This window comes from Parahaliea aestuarii (assembly GCF_008064635.1).
Classification (GTDB): Bacteria; Pseudomonadota; Gammaproteobacteria; order Pseudomonadales; family Halieaceae; genus Parahaliea; species Parahaliea aestuarii.
The window spans coordinates 139,573-156,087 of record NZ_VRYZ01000007.1; the positions used below are offsets into that span (position 1 = coordinate 139,573).

14 protein-coding genes are annotated in these 16,515 nt (G+C 65.7%); 3 read left to right on the forward strand and 11 right to left on the reverse strand.

Annotated features, from left to right (window positions below; all coding sequences use genetic code 11):
* The first annotated feature begins 114 nt into the window (after window positions 1–114).
* On the forward strand, window positions 115–996 hold the full coding sequence (locus tag FVW59_RS15590) for an outer membrane protein assembly factor BamD (protein ID WP_222711538.1): 882 nt from the start codon (window positions 115–117) through the stop codon (window positions 994–996).
* Here the strand turns inward: FVW59_RS15590 and FVW59_RS15595 are convergent.
* Entirely contained in the window at window positions 993–2,624 is a 1,632-nt protein-coding gene (locus FVW59_RS15595) for an NAD+ synthase (RefSeq protein WP_148065288.1), read from the reverse strand. The two genes, FVW59_RS15590 and FVW59_RS15595, sit on opposite strands and share 4 nt — an antisense overlap.
* Before the next feature lie 159 nt (window positions 2,625–2,783).
* Between FVW59_RS15595 and FVW59_RS15600 the strand changes: the two genes are divergently transcribed.
* Entirely contained in the window at window positions 2,784–4,409 is a 1,626-nt protein-coding gene (locus FVW59_RS15600; protein WP_246139758.1) for a sensor histidine kinase, read from the forward strand.
* A gap of 9 nt (window positions 4,410–4,418) precedes the next feature.
* Window positions 4,419–5,792, forward strand: coding sequence for a sigma-54-dependent transcriptional regulator (locus FVW59_RS15605; protein ID WP_148065289.1), 1,374 nt, complete (start codon window positions 4,419–4,421; stop codon window positions 5,790–5,792).
* Here FVW59_RS15605 and FVW59_RS15610 read toward each other — a convergent pair whose 3' ends face one another.
* The 10 genes from FVW59_RS15610 to ileS form a co-directional block, all read right to left on the reverse strand.
* Entirely contained in the window at window positions 5,793–6,251 is a 459-nt protein-coding gene (locus FVW59_RS15610; RefSeq protein ID WP_148065290.1) for a type IV pilin protein, read from the reverse strand.
* Entirely contained in the window at window positions 6,241–8,997 is a 2,757-nt protein-coding gene (locus FVW59_RS15615) for a pilus assembly protein (protein WP_148065291.1), read from the reverse strand. The genes FVW59_RS15610 and FVW59_RS15615 overlap by 11 nt, the downstream gene beginning before the upstream one ends.
* The gene (locus FVW59_RS15620) at window positions 8,994–9,527 is read right to left on the reverse strand and encodes a hypothetical protein (RefSeq protein ID WP_148065292.1); all 534 of its coding nucleotides are present in this window, start codon (window positions 9,525–9,527) and stop codon (window positions 8,994–8,996) included. The genes FVW59_RS15615 and FVW59_RS15620 overlap by 4 nt, the downstream gene beginning before the upstream one ends.
* A complete protein-coding gene (locus FVW59_RS15625) occupies window positions 9,524–10,543 on the reverse strand; it encodes a PilW family protein (RefSeq protein ID WP_148065293.1) in 1,020 nt (339 codons plus the stop codon). The genes FVW59_RS15620 and FVW59_RS15625 overlap by 4 nt, the downstream gene beginning before the upstream one ends.
* The gene (gene pilV, locus FVW59_RS15630) at window positions 10,527–11,093 is read right to left on the reverse strand and encodes a type IV pilus modification protein PilV (protein ID WP_246139772.1); all 567 of its coding nucleotides are present in this window, start codon (window positions 11,091–11,093) and stop codon (window positions 10,527–10,529) included. The genes FVW59_RS15625 and pilV overlap by 17 nt, the downstream gene beginning before the upstream one ends.
* Window positions 11,083–11,649 carry a GspH/FimT family pseudopilin gene (locus FVW59_RS15635; protein WP_246139773.1) on the reverse strand — a complete coding sequence of 189 codons (567 nt, stop codon included), beginning with the start codon at window positions 11,647–11,649 and terminating at the stop codon, window positions 11,083–11,085. Before FVW59_RS15635 ends, pilV begins: the two co-directional genes overlap by 11 nt.
* A 149-nt stretch (window positions 11,650–11,798) precedes the next feature.
* Window positions 11,799–12,749, reverse strand: coding sequence for a 4-hydroxy-3-methylbut-2-enyl diphosphate reductase (ispH, locus tag FVW59_RS15640; RefSeq protein ID WP_148065296.1), 951 nt, complete (start codon window positions 12,747–12,749; stop codon window positions 11,799–11,801).
* Window positions 12,749–13,201: an FKBP-type peptidyl-prolyl cis-trans isomerase gene (locus tag FVW59_RS15645; protein WP_222711543.1), complete on the reverse strand. Its 453-nt coding sequence runs from the start codon at window positions 13,199–13,201 to the stop codon at window positions 12,749–12,751. Before FVW59_RS15645 ends, ispH begins: the two co-directional genes overlap by 1 nt.
* Complete coding sequence (gene lspA / locus FVW59_RS15650; RefSeq protein WP_246139759.1) at window positions 13,198–13,704, reverse strand: signal peptidase II; 507 nt, start codon at window positions 13,702–13,704, stop codon at window positions 13,198–13,200. Before lspA ends, FVW59_RS15645 begins: the two co-directional genes overlap by 4 nt.
* 1 nt (window position 13,705) lies before the next feature.
* Complete coding sequence (ileS, locus tag FVW59_RS15655) at window positions 13,706–16,510, reverse strand: isoleucine--tRNA ligase (RefSeq protein ID WP_148065299.1); 2,805 nt, start codon at window positions 16,508–16,510, stop codon at window positions 13,706–13,708.
* Between the last annotated feature and the right edge of the window lie 5 nt (window positions 16,511–16,515).

Sequence of the window (16,515 nt, forward strand, 5' to 3'; positions counted from 1 at the left end):
CGCCCGGCGGCCGGATTGAATGCGATTGGCGCCCTGTTTAAGCCCTTGCGCCACTGTGGTTAAATACGCCACCACAGTCCCGTCAAGTCTAACACGCGAGCGGTTGCCAACTTGTTGAAATCACTGAAAATCATTGCCCCGATCCTGCTGGCGGGGGCTCTCGCTGCCTGCTCCGGCAACGACGGACCCGACATTGCCGCCGACGCCGGCGAGCAGCAGATGTACGAGGAGGCCCAGCGCTACCTCAACAATAGCAACTACGACCTGGCGGTGCGCAGCCTCCAGCTACTGGAGTCCCGCTACCCCTTCGGCAAATACGCCGAGCAGTCCCAGCTGGAAATCATTTACGCCCACTACGGCGCCTACGAGCACGAGGCGGCCGTGGAAGCGGCGGATCGTTTTATCCGCCTGCACCCCCAACACCCCAATGTCGACTACGCCTACTACATGAAGGGCCTGGCGGCCTACTCCGGCGGGCAGGATATCTTCGCGCGCTTCCTGCCCACCGATGACACCAAACGCGATACCAGCCAGGCCAAAGAGGCCTTTGCCGAGTTCGCCCAGCTGGTGTCCCGCTTCCCGGCAAGTCCCTACGCGGCCGACGCCCGGGCCCGTATGGTCCACCTGCGCAATCTGCTGGCGCGCAATGAAATCAATGTGGCCAACTACTATTTCCGTCGCGGCGCGTATCTGGCCGCGGCCAACCGCGGCCGCTATGTGGTGGAGCACTTCCAGCACACCCCCGCCGTGGCCGACGGCCTGGCGGTGATGGCCCAGGGCTATATTCTGCTGGGGATGAACGACCTGGCCCAGGACGCCATCGATGTGCTGGTGCTGAACTACCCGGATCACCCCTCACTCAACCGGGACGGCGAATTCGAGAGCAGCTACACCCTCGAGGGCGCGCAGCGCTCCCTGATCAACAAGGCCACCTTCGGCCTGTTCGATCCGCCCGAGCCGCCGCAGTTTGACAGCCGCGAGCAGTACGAGGGTTAATCCCCCAGCGTCCAGCCCGAGGTGATCGGGTAGCGGCGGTCGCGGCCGAAGCCGCGCTGGGTGATACGCACCCCGATCGGCGCCTGGCGTCGCTTGTACTCGTTCAGGTCCACCAGGCGCAGCACCCGGTGCACATCTTCCGGCACCATGCCCGCGGCGATGATAGCTGAGGCGCTGCAGTCCTGCTCCACATACATCTCCAGGATACGGTCCAGCACGTCGTACTCCGGCAGGCTGTCCTGGTCTTTCTGGTCCGGGCGCAGTTCCGCTGAGGGCGGGCGCTCGATCACCCGCTCGGGGATACACGGTCCCAAGGCATTGCGGTAACGGCAAAGTTCGTAGACCAGGGTCTTGGGCACATCCTTCAATACGTCAAAGCCGCCGGCCATGTCCCCGTACAGGGTGGAATAGCCCACCGCCAGCTCGCTCTTGTTGCCGGTGGTCAGCACCAGCAGGCCCTTCTTGTTGGAGATGGACATCAACACCACCCCGCGGCAGCGCGCCTGCAGGTTTTCCTCGGTGGTGTCGGGCGCCAGGCCGGCGAACTCCTCGGCCAGTGACGCCATAAAGGACTCGTACATCGGCTCGATGGAAATCACCTTGTGCTTCACGCCCAGGGTGCGGGATTGCTCGGCGGCGTCCTCCACACTCATCTGCGAGGTGTAGCGGAAAGGCATCATCACCGCTTCCACCCGCTCCGGGCCCAGGGCCTCCACCGCCACCGCCAGGGTGAGGGCGGAATCCACCCCGCCGGACAGGCCCAGCACCACACCGCGAAAACGGTTCTTGTTCACATAATCCCGCACCCCCAGCACCAGGGCGTGCCAGGTGGCAGCCAGCTCGTCCAGGGGCGGCGCCACGTCGAGACCGCTGAAGGTTACGCCGCCGGCCTCGCAGCCGGCCCTCAGCCAGTACTCGCCCTCATCGAAATTGGGCGCCGCGGCGCAGACCTCACCCTGGGCGGACACGGCGAAAGAGCCGCCGTCGAACACCAGTTCATCCTGCCCGCCCACCTGGTTCACGTAGACGATGGGCAAGCTGGCGCTGCGGGCGCGCTCACCGACCAAACGCCAGCGCTCGTCGCGCTTGCCGCGATGATAGGGAGATGAGTTGATATTGATCATCAGTTCAGCGCCGGCCTCGGCGGCCTGGCGGGTGGGGGCGGGCTCCCAGATATCCTCGCACACGGTAAGCGCCACCTTTACACCCTGGATGTCGACGACACAGGGTGCGTCACCGGGCTGGAAGTAGCGTTTTTCGTCAAACACCTGGTAGTTGGGCAGGCACTGCTTGCGGTACTCCGCGACCACCTGGCCCCGGTGCAGCACGCCGGCCACGTTGTACAGGGCGCCGGCGATGCGGCGGGGGTAGCCCAGTATGATCCAGCCGTCGCCGGTCATGGCGTTGCAGATTTGCTCCAGCGCCTTGGCCACCCGGATTTCAATACTCGGGCGCAGCAGCAGATCCTCCGGCGGGTAGCCGCTGAGGGTGAGCTCGGGAAATACCACCAGCGGGGCACTGCAGGTGGACTCGGCCCGTTTCAGGGTCTCGATCACCTTGTCGGTATTGACCTCAAAGCCACCCACCAGGGTATTCATCTGGGCCATCAGAATGTTCAGGGTTGTCATGCTGCCTCTGCCGGTACCGCGTCAGGGGCGTATTCTCCGGGAAAGCGCCAGCCATCGCCAGCCCCGGTGGTGGCCAGATCCTCGACACAGGTGCATTGGGTGCTGGTACACTGAGGCCGGCTGTCCCGAGCCACTCCACCACAACAACCACGGTGCCCTGTGAACCGGCCAGCGATTCTCACCAACCCTCTCAACCACAACAGCAGCCGCCAGAACACGACCCTGTTCCGCATCTACGTTGCCTACCGCTCACTGCTGTCGGTGGTCCTGCTGGTCATGCTGATCAGCCCCAATACACGGCAGCTGGTGGGCGGGGTGAATCCCTCGCTCTATCTTTTCGTATCCATCGCCTACGTGGCCACCAGCGTGGTCCTGATGGGTTCACTGTCAGCCAGCTGGCATCTCAACCGCCGCTTCCTGTTCCTGGTATTCCTGGTCGATATCGGCGCCATCATCCTGTTGTCCGACGCCAGTGGCGGCATGATCAGCGGGCTGCCTGTGCTGCTGGTCATTACCGTAGCCGCCAGCGCGGTGATGATCAGCCATCGCACCCTGGCCACCCTGGTGGCGGCGCTGGCAGTGCTGGCGGTGCTGCTGGACACGGTGCGACTGATCAGTATCGGCAAACTGGACATCAACGCCCTGTTCCCGTCGGGCCTGCTGGGCCTGCTGCTGTTTGGCGTGTCGGTGCTGGTGCAGGGCATTGCCGTCCGGCTGGGGCGGGCCGAGGAACTGGCGCGCACCCGCGCCAGCGACCTCTACAACCTGCAGCGTCTCAACGAACAGATCGTCCAGCACATGCAGACCGGCATCCTGCTGGTCGCGGGGGATGGCCGGGTGCGGGTGATGAACAAGGCCGCCAGCACCCTGCTGGCGCCGGAGCGCCCGATGGCCGTGGAGCAGGGCCGACAGCTGGCGGAGTACAGCGAGGACCTGGCCTATCAGTACGCCCACTGGCGCGACAATGGATTGCACCGCGCCCAGCCCTTCCAGGTACAGGAAGGCGCGCCGCCGGTGATCGCCAACTTCCGCGAATTGCAGCCCGGTAATGACGGCGAGGCGCTGGTGTTTGTCGAGGACTATACGCCGGTCACCCAGTACGCCCAGGCGCTGAAGCTGACCTCGCTCGGCCGCCTCACCGCCAGTATTGCCCACGAGATCCGCAACCCGCTGGGCGCCATCAGCCACGCCGCACAACTGCTGCGGGAATCGCCCTCGCTGGACCCCGGCGACAGGCGCCTGACAGACATCATTCAGGAGAACAGCCTGCGGGTAAACCAGATCGTGGAGAGCGTGATGCAAATCTCCCGCCGCGAACCGCCAAAGCCGGAATACCTGTTGCTGGCCGACTGGCTGGCGAAATTTACCGGCGACTACCTCGATACCCTCAACCGCCCGGCCAGCGTCACTGTCAACTGTCCCTATCGCGATCTGCTGGTGGAGTTCGACCCGGAAAACCTGCGCCGGGTGCTCGGCAACCTGCTGGACAACGCCCTGCGCCACAGCAAAATCGCTACCGGCTCTGAATGTGCCCACATCGAAGTGGCGCTGGATTTCCAGACCACCCAGTGTTTTATCGACGTGATTGACGAAGGCCGCGGCGTGCCGCCGGGCGATCGCGGCAAGCTGTTTGAACCCTTCTTTACCACGGTGGAGTCCGGCAGCGGCATGGGGCTCTACCTGTGCAAGGAGCTGTGCGAAATCAACAACGCCTCGCTCAGTTACCAGCCCACCGACAGCGGCGCAAGCCGTTTTCGCCTGGCACTGAACAAGCGCGCCTTATAGACTGAATCGATGAAGCAAACCGTACTGATCGTCGACGACGAACCCGCCATTCGCGAACTGCTGGACATCACCCTGAGCCGGATGGGCCTGGCGACCGTCAGCGCCGCCTCCCTCGGCGAAGCGGAAAGCCACCTGCGGAACAACCCGCCCAGCCTCTGCCTGACCGACATGCGCCTGCCCGATGGCAACGGCATCAGCCTGGTGCAAACCATCGCCGCCGACTTCCCCCAGGTGCCGGTGGCGATGATCACCGCCCACGGCAGTGTGGAAACCGCCATCACTGCACTAAAAGCCGGTGCATTCGACTTTATCAGCAAGCCCATCGAACTGGAGCGCCTGCGCAGCCTGGTCAGCACCGCCCTGCGCATGGCAGATGCCGGAGACGCCGTCGACCAGCAAGCCATCCCGGGCCGGGGCCAGGAACTGATCGGCACCAGCGCCGTCATTGCCACCCTGCGACAGCAGGCCCTGAAACTGGCGCGCAGCCAGGCGCCGGTGCACATCCAGGGTGAATCCGGCAGCGGCAAGGAAGTCGTCGCGCGAATGATCCACAACCACGGCCCCCGGGCGACAGCGCCCTTTGTCGCCGTCAACTGCGGCGCCATTCCCCACGAATTGATGGAGAGCGAACTGTTCGGCCACGTAAAGGGCAGCTTCACCGGCGCCACACGGGACAAGCCCGGCCTGTTCCAGGCCGCCGAAGGCGGCACCCTGTTCCTCGACGAAGTGGCCGACCTGCCGCTGGCCATGCAGGTCAAGCTGCTGCGCGCCATCCAGGAGAAGGCCGTGCGTCCGGTGGGCAGCGGCGAGGAAGTCGCCACCGATGTGCGGGTGCTCAGCGCCACCCATCGCAACCTGGCGCAGGAGGTGGAAGCCGGCCGTTTTCGCAATGACCTCTACTACCGCATCAACGTGATTGATGTCCATGTGCCGCCCCTGCGCGAACGCCTGGACGACTTGCCGGCCCTGGTGGAACGTATCATCCAGCGTATTGCCGGCGAGGGCGACGGGCGGCCGCGGCTGCAGGAAGATGCCATGGCCGCGTTGCACACCTACACCTTCCCGGGCAATGTGCGCGAGCTGGAAAATATTCTGGAGCGGGCCTGGGCGCTGAGCGATGGCGAACATATCAGCGCTGACGACCTGCAACTGAACGTCCGCACACCAGCGGTTCGCACGAAAGCGGCGCGGGACGACAGTGCCGGCATTGACTATGAAGCGGCCCTTGGCGACCTCGAAGGCTACCTGGAAGATGTCGAGCGCCAGATCATCAGCGCCGCCCTGGAGCAGTGCCGCTGGAACAAGACCGCCACCGCCAAACTGCTCGGCATCAGCTTCCGCAGCCTGCGCTACCGCCTGCAGAAACTGAAGCTGGACGAGTAGCTACCAGCAGTCCCCCGTCGCACCGGGTGACGCACTGCGCCTGCCCTGCTGGTCAATCACCAGCTCCACACACTGCCGGTCGCGACGCTGTCGCAATTGGGCGGTGGCCCGGAAAACGTAGGCCATTGACGTAACCTCCTCCAGTACGACGCAGTAACAGCGCTGTTGGGCATCTGCCGCGATCTGCTGGCCCTGGGCATCGATACAGTGAGCTCCCTCCCCGAGCCCAAGTTCGGCAAAGGTTTCGGCATAGCGGCGGTGGTGAACAAAGAACTGCTCCTGCCGCGCCCGCAGGTGTTCCAGTGCCGCGATGGCGGTGCTGCGCTTCACCCGCTGCAGTTGCCGCTCATAGCCGGGCAGCGCCACCCCCAGTAACAGGCCGACGACGCACAGGGCAATCAGCATCTCCAGCAGGGAAAATGCCCTTTCCTTCACTGTGCCTGCCAACCTAGAGGTCATCACGGCCCGGCTCCCGCCAGTAGAGACGGTAGAGAACGGCCCCCCGCTGCGGAATCAACTTGTGAGGCAGGGAGGAATCGGGGTCCAATCCCGGTGCGCCCACGCCCGGCAGCAACAATCCATCGCCGGTGGCAATAACGCCGTGCGACAGGCCCTCCCCTACCCTCACTGCTGCACCGGCGTCTGTGGCCGCCCCAGCGTCGGACAGTCGCAGGCGATACAGCACACTGTGGCCGGTGCTACCTGTACAGCGCTGCTCCTCCGTCGCCGGCACGAAACTGGTGAGGTAGGCGGTCCCGGCTTCGGTGAGCGGCGCCGACAGGCCCTTCTCGCCGACACCGGGAAACATCAGACGCCACCCCCTGGCCACCGCGACGTCATCGGCCCCCGGCTCGCAGCCCGTGCCACTCACGGCACAGTCGCTGCGATCTGGCAGGTTCGCCGCTGTCAGCACCTGCGGTACTTGCAGTGGCGCCCCCGGTGCCACCGCATAATCCCTGAGGTAAAACAGTCCGTCCCGGGTTTCTGTTGCATTGGGCGCGGCGCGATTGCCGCTGGCGATCAGCACGCCGTCGAAGGGACGCCCTTCGCCATCCCGGGCGCGCACGATATCCGGCGGGTGAAAGAAACGCCGATCGCCACTGTCATCCGCCTCACTGAATGCCGCCAGTTGCGTCACTGACCAGTGCTGCCGCCGATGCCCCTCCCCCTCTCCCGGCGGTACATCCACCCGCCACAGGTTGCCGCCACTGTCACCGACATAGAGCCGGTAGATCAGGCCGCGACTGTCGCGCAGGGCGGCGGGCCGCGAGGGGATACTGTGTTGCAGCCCAGGGTGCTCGAAGCGGGTGTCGCCGCGCGCGGTGCCCTCCCCCTGCACGGCCTTCCACAACAGCTCGCCGCTGAAGGCATCCACCATGTAGAGCGCGTTGCCACGCGGGTCCGCGGCGCGTCCCGCGTCCTTGCCGAGGGGATTGCCAGCGGCGTCCCGGCCACCGTGATAGCCGGCGCTGACAATCACCACATCGCGGGGGCTTTCCTCAAACTGTACCCGCCCCACCAGGGGCTCGGCAAAACTCAGCGCCAGTTCGGGGTAGTCGCCACCAGGCAGGATTTTCCAGCGCAGGGAGGGAGCCTCGGCCGGGTCGCTGACCTCCAGCGCGTAGTAAGCGGCGCCGCCGCGGCGCAGGCCGACATACAGCAGGGCGCGATCGCCCTCGGCCACCTGTATCTGGCCGTCTCCGTTGTGATCCCTGAGCAGCGCCACCGGTGATCCATCGACTCCATAGAGCAAGCCCTGATTTGCTGTTGTCAATCCGGCGCGGCGCAGTGCCTGGTCCGCCAGCATTTCCAGGGGCAGATAGGCGAAGGCCTCGCGCCCGGCGTCTTCTGTAATGCCATCGGTATTGTCTATGGCGTGGAGCATGCCACTGCCGGACCCTACGAAGACACGCACCCGCGGGCCGGAAACGCCATCGCCCATCTGCGGGCCATAGCGCAGCACCAGGGGGCGGGAATGGAACAGGCCGCCGAGCAGCCAGGGCCGCACCTCCCGGGTATCCCCATCACCATCCGTATCATCGCGATCCTGGCCCCGAAGCCAGTGAATCCAGTCCAGCGTCGCCGCAGGGTCAACGGCGCCGAGGCTCCCGCCCAGATAGGGCAGGGCGTCCAGTGTGGCCTGGTCGGGGCTCAGGGCGATCAACGGGTTGGCTTCGCCGGGGTTAATCGTCGGCGGCTCCAGGTACAGGTGCCGGCCGGCCGTTCCCGCTGCCTGCTGGCGCAGGCGATCACCAAAGCCCCCCAGCCTGACGTAGTCGCCGTCGGCGCCCTCCGCCCAGGACGGCAAGGCTGCCGGGTCGGTCCAGTCACTCAGCGCCTGCGGGCTGATACGCCCCGCACCTGCGCCCTCACTCTGCAGAACCGGCTCCCCGGCTGCGTCCACATAGCGCCCTTGCGGTGCCGCTGCCTCACCCTGGTCCGACCCCAGGTAATACTTTTTCAGGTTGCCGGGCCAGGTGTATCCCGGCGCCACCCCCAGCAGGGGCAGGAAGACCTGCACGGTCTCGCCGGCTGCGGCCGACAACAGCCCCGGCTCGGCGAGGCTGTGGGCGCGCGGCCGCAGCAGATCCAGCAGGTCTGCAAATGGTGCGCCGCTGGCGGCTGCGGCGGTGCCGCCTGTCTCAGAGGCGCTCCGCAAAACCAGCCGGATGCGATTGCGCTGGGGACACTGGCCGAAGCGGCGACCCAGCTCTCCCTCTCCCAGAGTGTCGCGCCAGGCCGCCAGCACCGCGTCTTCAGAGATTTCAGAAGCGGATTCAGGCGGCGTCAGGTCGCGAAGGGCCCGCAGGTCCTCCAGCAGTTCAGCGCGATGCTCAAACAGTGGGCTGTAGATACCTGGCAAACGCTCCTCCCCGGCCACAAACAGCATGAGCGCCAGCTCCAGTGACGCCAGTTGCGGTTGCGACAGATGACTGAGCAACTGCGCCAGCGCGATGTCGAGGTGCGTCACACCTCCCTCGTGGCCATCCCCCAACAGGCTGTGCAGGGCCGGCAGTGCAGCGTTATCCGGCAAACATGTATCGAGACTGTCGCAGGCCACTTCATAGGCCGAGGGACGCAGATCCAGCGCCAGCAGCAGGTAGCCGCCCGCCGACGCATCACGGTAGATGTCGACATCGTCAGCAGCCGCCCAGGGCGCAAGTATGGCCAGCAATACAAGCTGCCAGCACAGCGCCTTCCTCATTGCCAACCTCCTCCCGTCCCCAGCCGGCGCCCGATACCCACGGCCAAAACCGCCCGACCACCGCGCTGATTGCTGTTGTCCAGCTCCGTGAATACCTCGAAGCACTCAAAGGCAAAAGCCGTAGCGCTGAATGCCGCGGGCTCCGGTGTGCGCAGTGCCAGTGCTCCGCCAGCGGGAGCCTCGATACGCTCGATATGAACCCGGGATGCCGCCACCGCCGTCTCCTGCAGGAGGTCAGGTAGCGGCAATGCGGATACGGCGCAGTCGCCCACCGTGACACAGCGTTGCTGCCCCGCCGCCAGCCCCGGCGTGAACAGGTCGGGCTGCTCCGCCACCACCTGGGCCACGGCAATGGCCTGCTGGCGCAACACTTCCTGTTGCTCGCCATTCGCCGCAAGGCGCAGCTCCAGCGAACTGTTCTGGCTGGCGGTGGCGGCAATCAGTGTCAGCAGCAGTAAAAAGCACAGTGCCACAGGCAGCACCAGCCCGGTCTCGGGGCGATACAGCGCCGGAGAAAAAGACCCGGTCACAGCGTCTGCACCGGCTGTGGCAGGTTCAGGTTGTGCAGATTGACCGTGCCGCTGAACCAGCGGCGGAGATAGCCGTCCTGGTCCAGCCCACCGCCATCCCCCTCTTCCAGACTGCGCCGATGGCCCGGCACCGGCGCCAGGCTGCGCAGCAGCAGGGCGACCCGCGCAGTCCGCGCCCGCTGCAGTTCCACAGCGTCGGGGTTGTCGGTGAAGCGCTCTGCACTGCCATCGCCGTTGCTATCGATACCGATGCTGAGCTGGAGGTCCTCCACCCCGTCCACCAGGCACTCCACCGGCCCCACGCTGTTGGCGGAAAGGCGTTCGACACAGAGCGTAGGCACGCCGTCACCCGGCTGCGACCAGGGGCGGATGAAAAAGATACTGGCGTAGACTTCCCAGTAGCTCACCCCCGAAGCCGGAGCGCGATCCACAGCCGGGAAGTTCTCACCTTCGCCTACGTAGCGCCAGGCAGCACCGCCATGGCCAATGCGCAGATACCACTGGGAGGCTTCAGCGGCGGAAATTCCTGCGGCAAAGGCACCGTTCTCCAGCGTCGCCTGCGCCGCGCTGCGTTTGATGACAAGGACATCGGTAGCCTGGGCGATGGCGCCTGATCCGGTGGGCAGGCAGCCCAGGTCATGCCCGTGCACACTGCGCCGCGCTTCGCCTTGGATATCGGCGATCAGATCGAGTGCCGGCTCGGGCGCCAGCGCCCATCCCGCGAGCCCACCGCAGCCCGGCGCACCGGCATCGGCCGCAAGCAAACCGGGTTCCGGCCAGCCACCGAAGAATCCCGCCATCGTCAGCTCGTGTTGCAGGAGCGACAGGGCATAGCGCCCGCTCTGTTGCAGGCGCGCGCCCTCCGCCTCCAGCAGCGCCTGGCGCCGGCTCTCCAGGTAGACCAGGATCAGGCCCGACAGCAACAGCAAACCGAGGGTCATGGCGATCATCAACTCGATCAGCGACAGCCCCCGGAGGCGTGGTGGCAGAAAAATGGCATTACGGCGTGCGGACATAGCTCACCATCCTCAGCGCCCGGCGCAGGTCGTCATCCATACCGGCGCTGCCGGCGCCACACCGCGGCTCAGTGCCATCATCGACAACGGCCCTGGTGCTTCCCCGCCAGGCAACTTCCACCGCTACCCCGGCACCCTGCTGGCGGATACACAGCAGCCCCTGCACCAGGCCACCGTCGGCGCGGGGGCCGGCCTGCACCGGAGCCAGCCCGGCCAGCACCCGGCGCCAGTGGGCGGCATCCGCGGCAGCCCGCTCGTTCGGCAAACATGGGGACAGTGCGCAGGCCGCAGGCGGCCCGGCCTGCGCCTCCGCGGCGGCGACCGGTGTCAAGCTTGCGTAATAGGCCAGCGCCCCCGGGTTGTCTTGCATCCTGGCCAGCACATCCCGGGCCAGGCGGGTCGCCAGGCTGCGTTGGGCCGCGTCGTACAACTGCTGTTGGGCGAGCCCCTGCAGGCGAATCAGCCCCAGTAAACCGACACCGAGAACCAGCAGGGCAATCGCCACCTCCAGCAGGCTGGCCCCGGCCTGCCCCTTGCGCTCAGGTCGCATCACAACGCCCCCAGCCCTGCGCCACGCGGGCCCGCCCCACCCGGTTGATGACCAGGCTCCAGCCGGGCGACTGTGGTTGCGCAATGGAGCAGACTGACAGGGTGAGGTTGCGGCGGGTGGCGCCGTCCGGGTAATAGGAGAAGGCTACATCGGCCCCCCGGCCATCGCTGGTGGCGATTCGATACCCCGCTGCAACGGCGGGATAGCTGCGCAGCAGGCTGGCAGCTGCGACGGTACCGTCCGCCGGAGGCGGGCCATCAAACACCAGCCAGCCCCCGGCGTAGGTGCCGCCGCAGGAAGGTACTGCCCCTTCGGCGTCAACGGCCGGGCAGAGACTTACCGGGCGGTGGCGAGCCGCCGCCTCACTGCGGGCCAGCTGGACTGCATCGAGCAATCTCGCTGCCTCGCTGCGCATCCGCGCGCCCTGTAACAGGGATTGCATGGAAGGCGCGACCAATCCCAGCACAATGGCCAGGATCGCCAGCACCACCAGCAACTCCATCAGCGTTAAACCCCCACACCGGTGCAGTATGCACACCGGGTGGGGCCGGAACATCCTGTTCACAGCACACCTCCCTGTCAGGGAGTGAGTCTAGGTCGCAGTGGCAAGGTCGCCAGCAAAGGGATCGATATGACGAAAAGCGCCCGGCTCGGATGGCCGGACGCTGGATGCGAGGCCGCACCGCGGGCCCCAGGCGCGGAAATCTAGAGGTTTTTGGCGGCGATGCGCAGTTCTTTCGGCAGGGAGAAGGTGACGTTCTCGGGGCGACCCTGCACTTCCACCGGCGCGCTGGCGCCCAGCTGTCGCAGACGCTCAACCACTTCCTGCACCAGCACCTCGGGGGCGGAGGCACCGGCAGTGATGCCGATACTCCCGACCTGGTCCAGCCAGGCGGGGTCGATGTCCTCCGGACCGTCGATCAGGTGGGCTTCGGCGCCCATGCGCTTGGCCAGCTCCCGCAGGCGGTTGGAATTGGAGGAGTTGGGAGAGCCCACCACCAGCACCAGGTCGCAGCGCGCCGCCAGCTCCTTTACCGCGTCCTGGCGGTTCTGGGTGGCGTAACAGATATCGTTCTTGCGCGGCCCGGAAATAGCCGGAAAGCGCTCGCGCAGGGCGTCGATAACCCGCGCGGTATCGTCCATGGAGAGCGTGGTCTGGGTGACGTAGGACAGATGCTGGGGATTGCGCACCTCGAGCTTGCCCGCCTGTGCCTCGTCCTCCACCAGGTAGATATCACCGCCGGCGCTGTGGTCGTACTGGCCCATGGTGCCCTCCACCTCGGGGTGGCCGGCGTGGCCGATAAGGACGCACTCGCGACCCTCGGCGCTGTAGCGGGAAACTTCCATGTGCACTTTGGTCACCAGCGGACAGGTGGCGTCGAACACCTTCAGACCGCGTTCCGCCGCTTCACTGCGCACCGCCTGGGATACGCCGTGGGCGCTGAATATCACGATGCAGTCGTCCGGCACCTCGTGCAGTTCATCCACAAAGACAGCGCCGCGCTCGCGCAGGTTGCCCACCACAAACTTGTTGTGCACCACTTCATGGCGCACATAGATGGGGGCGCCGAACAGGTCGAGCGCCCGGTTGACGATATCGATGGCGCGGTCGACGCCGGCGCAGAAACCGCGGGGATTGGCGAGTTGAATGTCCATCAATGGAGCTCGGTAGGTTCCACCCGGTGAATTTGCACATCGAAAAGGATTGTACGCCCCGCCAGCGGGTGGTTGAAGTCCACCGTCACCTCCTCGTCATCGAAGGCCACGATCAGGCCGGGCAGCTCGCCGCCACCGGCATCGGCAAAGGAAAACACCAGGCCGATTTCCAGTTCCAGGTCGTCGTCGAAGTGGCTGCGGGGCAGCACCTGCACATTGTTGTTGTTGGGCTGGCCAAAGGCGTCCTCGGGCAGCACGGTGAAGACCTGGCGCTGGCCGGGGTGCATACCGAAGATACAGCGCTCGAAGCCCGGCAGCAGGCTGCCGTCGCCCACCGCGAAGTTGACCGGCTCTCCGCCGAAGTTGGAATCCACTTCCGAGCCGTCTTCCAGGCTGACGGAAAAATTGAGGTACACCGTGGTGCCCTCGCTGACGGGTACATCCACCCCTATTCCTCCTCTGAGCCGGCGGCAGGCCGACCCAGGAAACTGTCCAGTATCAAGCCAATGGCGCCCCCGGTGATGGCCGAGTCCGCCAGATTGAACGCCGGGAAGTAGTAGCCGGCATAGTGTACGGAAATAAAGTCGACCACGTAGCCCAGCACCAGCCGGTCCCACAGATTGCCGATGGCGCCGCCCAGCACCAGCGCCAGGCTCAGGGCCAGCAGCCACTGCCCGCGCTGCAGGCGGTACAGCCAGGCCACCAGCAGGGCGCTGACCGCCAGCGCAATAGCGGTGAAAAAGTAGCGCTGCCAGCCGCCCGCATCGCTGAGAAAGCTGAAGGCGGCGCCGGAGTTGTGGTGCAGGGTCAGGTTAAACCAGGAAAACACAGCCACCGGCCGGGCGTACTCGAGATTGGCGCTGGCCAGCCCCTTGGTGTACTGGTCCAGGGCTATCACCACCAGCGCGAGCAGGTACCAGGGCCAGGCGCCCGTGCCGTAACGCATCGCAGTCATCTCAGGCGTAGCGGCGCTGTTCGCCGGAGCCGTCGATGTTCTCCACACAGCGACCGCAGAGCGTGGGGTGCGCCTCGAGACTGCCCACCTCAGGGCGGCGGTGCCAGCAGCGTTCGCACTTCTCATCGCCGGAAGCCACCACCTGCAGGCACAGGCCGTCGATCTCCGTGACTGCCACATCCGCTGGCGCATCCGCCAGCGGCGCAAGAGCCGCGCCGGAGCTGATCAGCACAAAGCGCAACTCTTCGCCCAGTTCGCCCAGGGCGGACAGCAGGTCGTCACTGCAGTAGAGGGTCACGGCGGTGTCCAGTGAACCGCGCACCCTGCCGGCGCCGCGCTGTACTTCGATTTCCTTGTTCACCGCATCGCGCACAGCCATGACCTGCTGCCAGTATTCGCGGCCGAGACGGGCGCCGGGCTCCAGGCTGGCGAGTTGGTCGTACCACTCCACCAGGAACACCGACCCGGCGCGCTCGCCGGGCAGGTTTTCCCAGATTTCCTCGGCAGTAAAGCTGAGGATGGGCGCCATCCAGCGCACCATCGCCTCGGCGATGTGGAACATGGCGGTCTGGGCGGAGCGGCGGGCCACGGAATCCGCCTGGGTGGTGTACTGGCGGTCCTTGATCACGTCCAGGTAGAAGCCACCGAGATCGCCGGTGCAGAAGTTGTGCAGCTTGTGGTAGATCTGGTGGAAGTGATAGGCCTCGTAGTCTTTCAGTAACTCAGCCTGCAGGGCCGCGGCGCGGTCCACCGCCCAGCGATCCAGCGACAGCATGTCCTCGCAGGGCAGCGCATCAGTGGCCGGATCGAAACCGCTGAGGTTGGAAAGCAGGAAGCGGGCCGTGTTGCGGATACGGCGGTAGGCATCGCCGGTGCGCTTGAAAATTTCGTCGGACACCGCGATCTCGCCGCGGAAATCCGCCCCGGCCACCCACAGGCGCAGGATGTCGGCGCCCTGGTCATTCATGGCTTTTTTCGCCGGGATGATATTGCCGATGGACTTGGACATCTTGCGCCCTTCCCCATCGACGGTGAAGCCGTGGGTGAGCACTGCCTTGTAGGGCGCCGCGCCGTAGGCGCCAATGCCGGTCAGCAGGGAGGACTGGAACCAGCCGCGATGCTGGTCGGAGCCTTCCAGGTAGAGGTCCGCCGGCGATTGCAGGCCCTCGCGCTGGCGCAGCACGCAGGCGTGGGTAACACCGGAGTCGAACCACACATCCAGGGTATCGCTGACCTTGTCGTAGTCCGCCGCCTCGGCGCCGAGGATGTCGGCGGGCTGCAGATCGAACCAGGCGTCGATGCCCTGCTCCTCGATCTTCAGCGCCACTTCCTCCATCAATTCACGGGTGCGCGGGTGCAGTTCGCCGCTTTCCCTGTGCACGAACAGCGCGATGGGCACACCCCAGGTGCGCTGGCGGGAGATACACCAGTCCGGGCGGTTGGCCAGCATACTGTCGATGCGCGCCTTGCCCCACTCGGGCAGCCATTGCACCTGCTCCACCGCGTCTTTGGCCGCATTGAGCAGGCCGTTCTGTTCCATGCTCACGAACCACTGGGGTGTGGCGCGGAAGATGATCGGGGTCTTGTGACGCCAGCAGTGGGGGTAGCTGTGCTCGTACTGTTCAAAGTGCAGCAGGACACCGCGCTGGCGCAGCATCTCGACGATGTCCGGGTTGGCTTTCATCACATGCAGGCCGGCGAAGAACTCGGTCTCCGGCAGGTACACGCCATTGCCGCCCACCGGGTTGTAGACCTCGATGTCGTATTTTGAGCCGACCACAAAGTCATCCTGGCCGTGGGCCGGCGCGGTGTGCACAGCGCCGGTACCGGCCTCGGTGGTAACGTGCTCGCCCAGCACCACGATCACCTGGCGCTCCAGGAAGGGGTGTTGCAGCAGTTGCCGGTCCAGCGCCGCACCCTTGCAGCGGCCGAGGATCTTCAGCTCGGGCAGGCCGAAGCGGGTCGCGCAGCTTTCCGCCAGCTCTTGTGCCACCAGCAACGCGCGACCTTCGCCTTCGATCAGCACGTAATCCAGTTCCGGGTGCAGGCTCACCGCCATGCTGGCGGGCAGGGTCCAGGGCGTGGTGGTCCAGATGGGGATGGCGATCTCGCCGCTGTAGCTGGTACCACAGGCGGCGTTGATGGCCGCAGGATCAACCGCCGCGTAGGCCACGTCGATGGCCGGCGAATGCTTGTCCTTGTATTCGACCTCCGCCTCCGCCAGCGCGGAACCGCAATCGGTACACCAGTGCACCGGCTTGAAGCCCTTGTGCAGATGGCCGTTGTCGATGATCCGGCCAAGGGAGCGCACGATATCCGCCTCAAAGCGAAAATCCATGGTCAGGTAGGGCTTGTCCCAATCGCCCTGCACGCCCATGCGCACAAAGTCCTCGCGCTGGCCGTCGATCTGGCGCGCCGCGAACTCGCGGCATTTCTGACGGAATTCCGCCGGCGAGACCTTCACGCCCGGCTTGCCGACTTTTTTCTCGACGTTCAGCTCGATGGGCAGGCCGTGGCAGTCCCAGCCCGGCACGTAGGGCGCATCAAAGCCGGACAGGGTCTTCGACTTGACGATAATGTCCTTGAGAATCTTGTTCACCGCGTGGCCCACGTGCAGGTCGCCATTGGCGTAGGGCGGGCCGTCGTGCAGGATAAATTTCGGCTTGCCCGCGCTGGCGGCACGGATCTTGCCGTACAGGTCCATTTCCTGCCACTGCTTGAGCCGCTGCGGCTCGCGCTGGGCCAGGCTGGCCTTCATCGGGAACGCCGTCTGCGGCAGGTTCAGGGTGTTCTTGTACTCACTCATGTAAA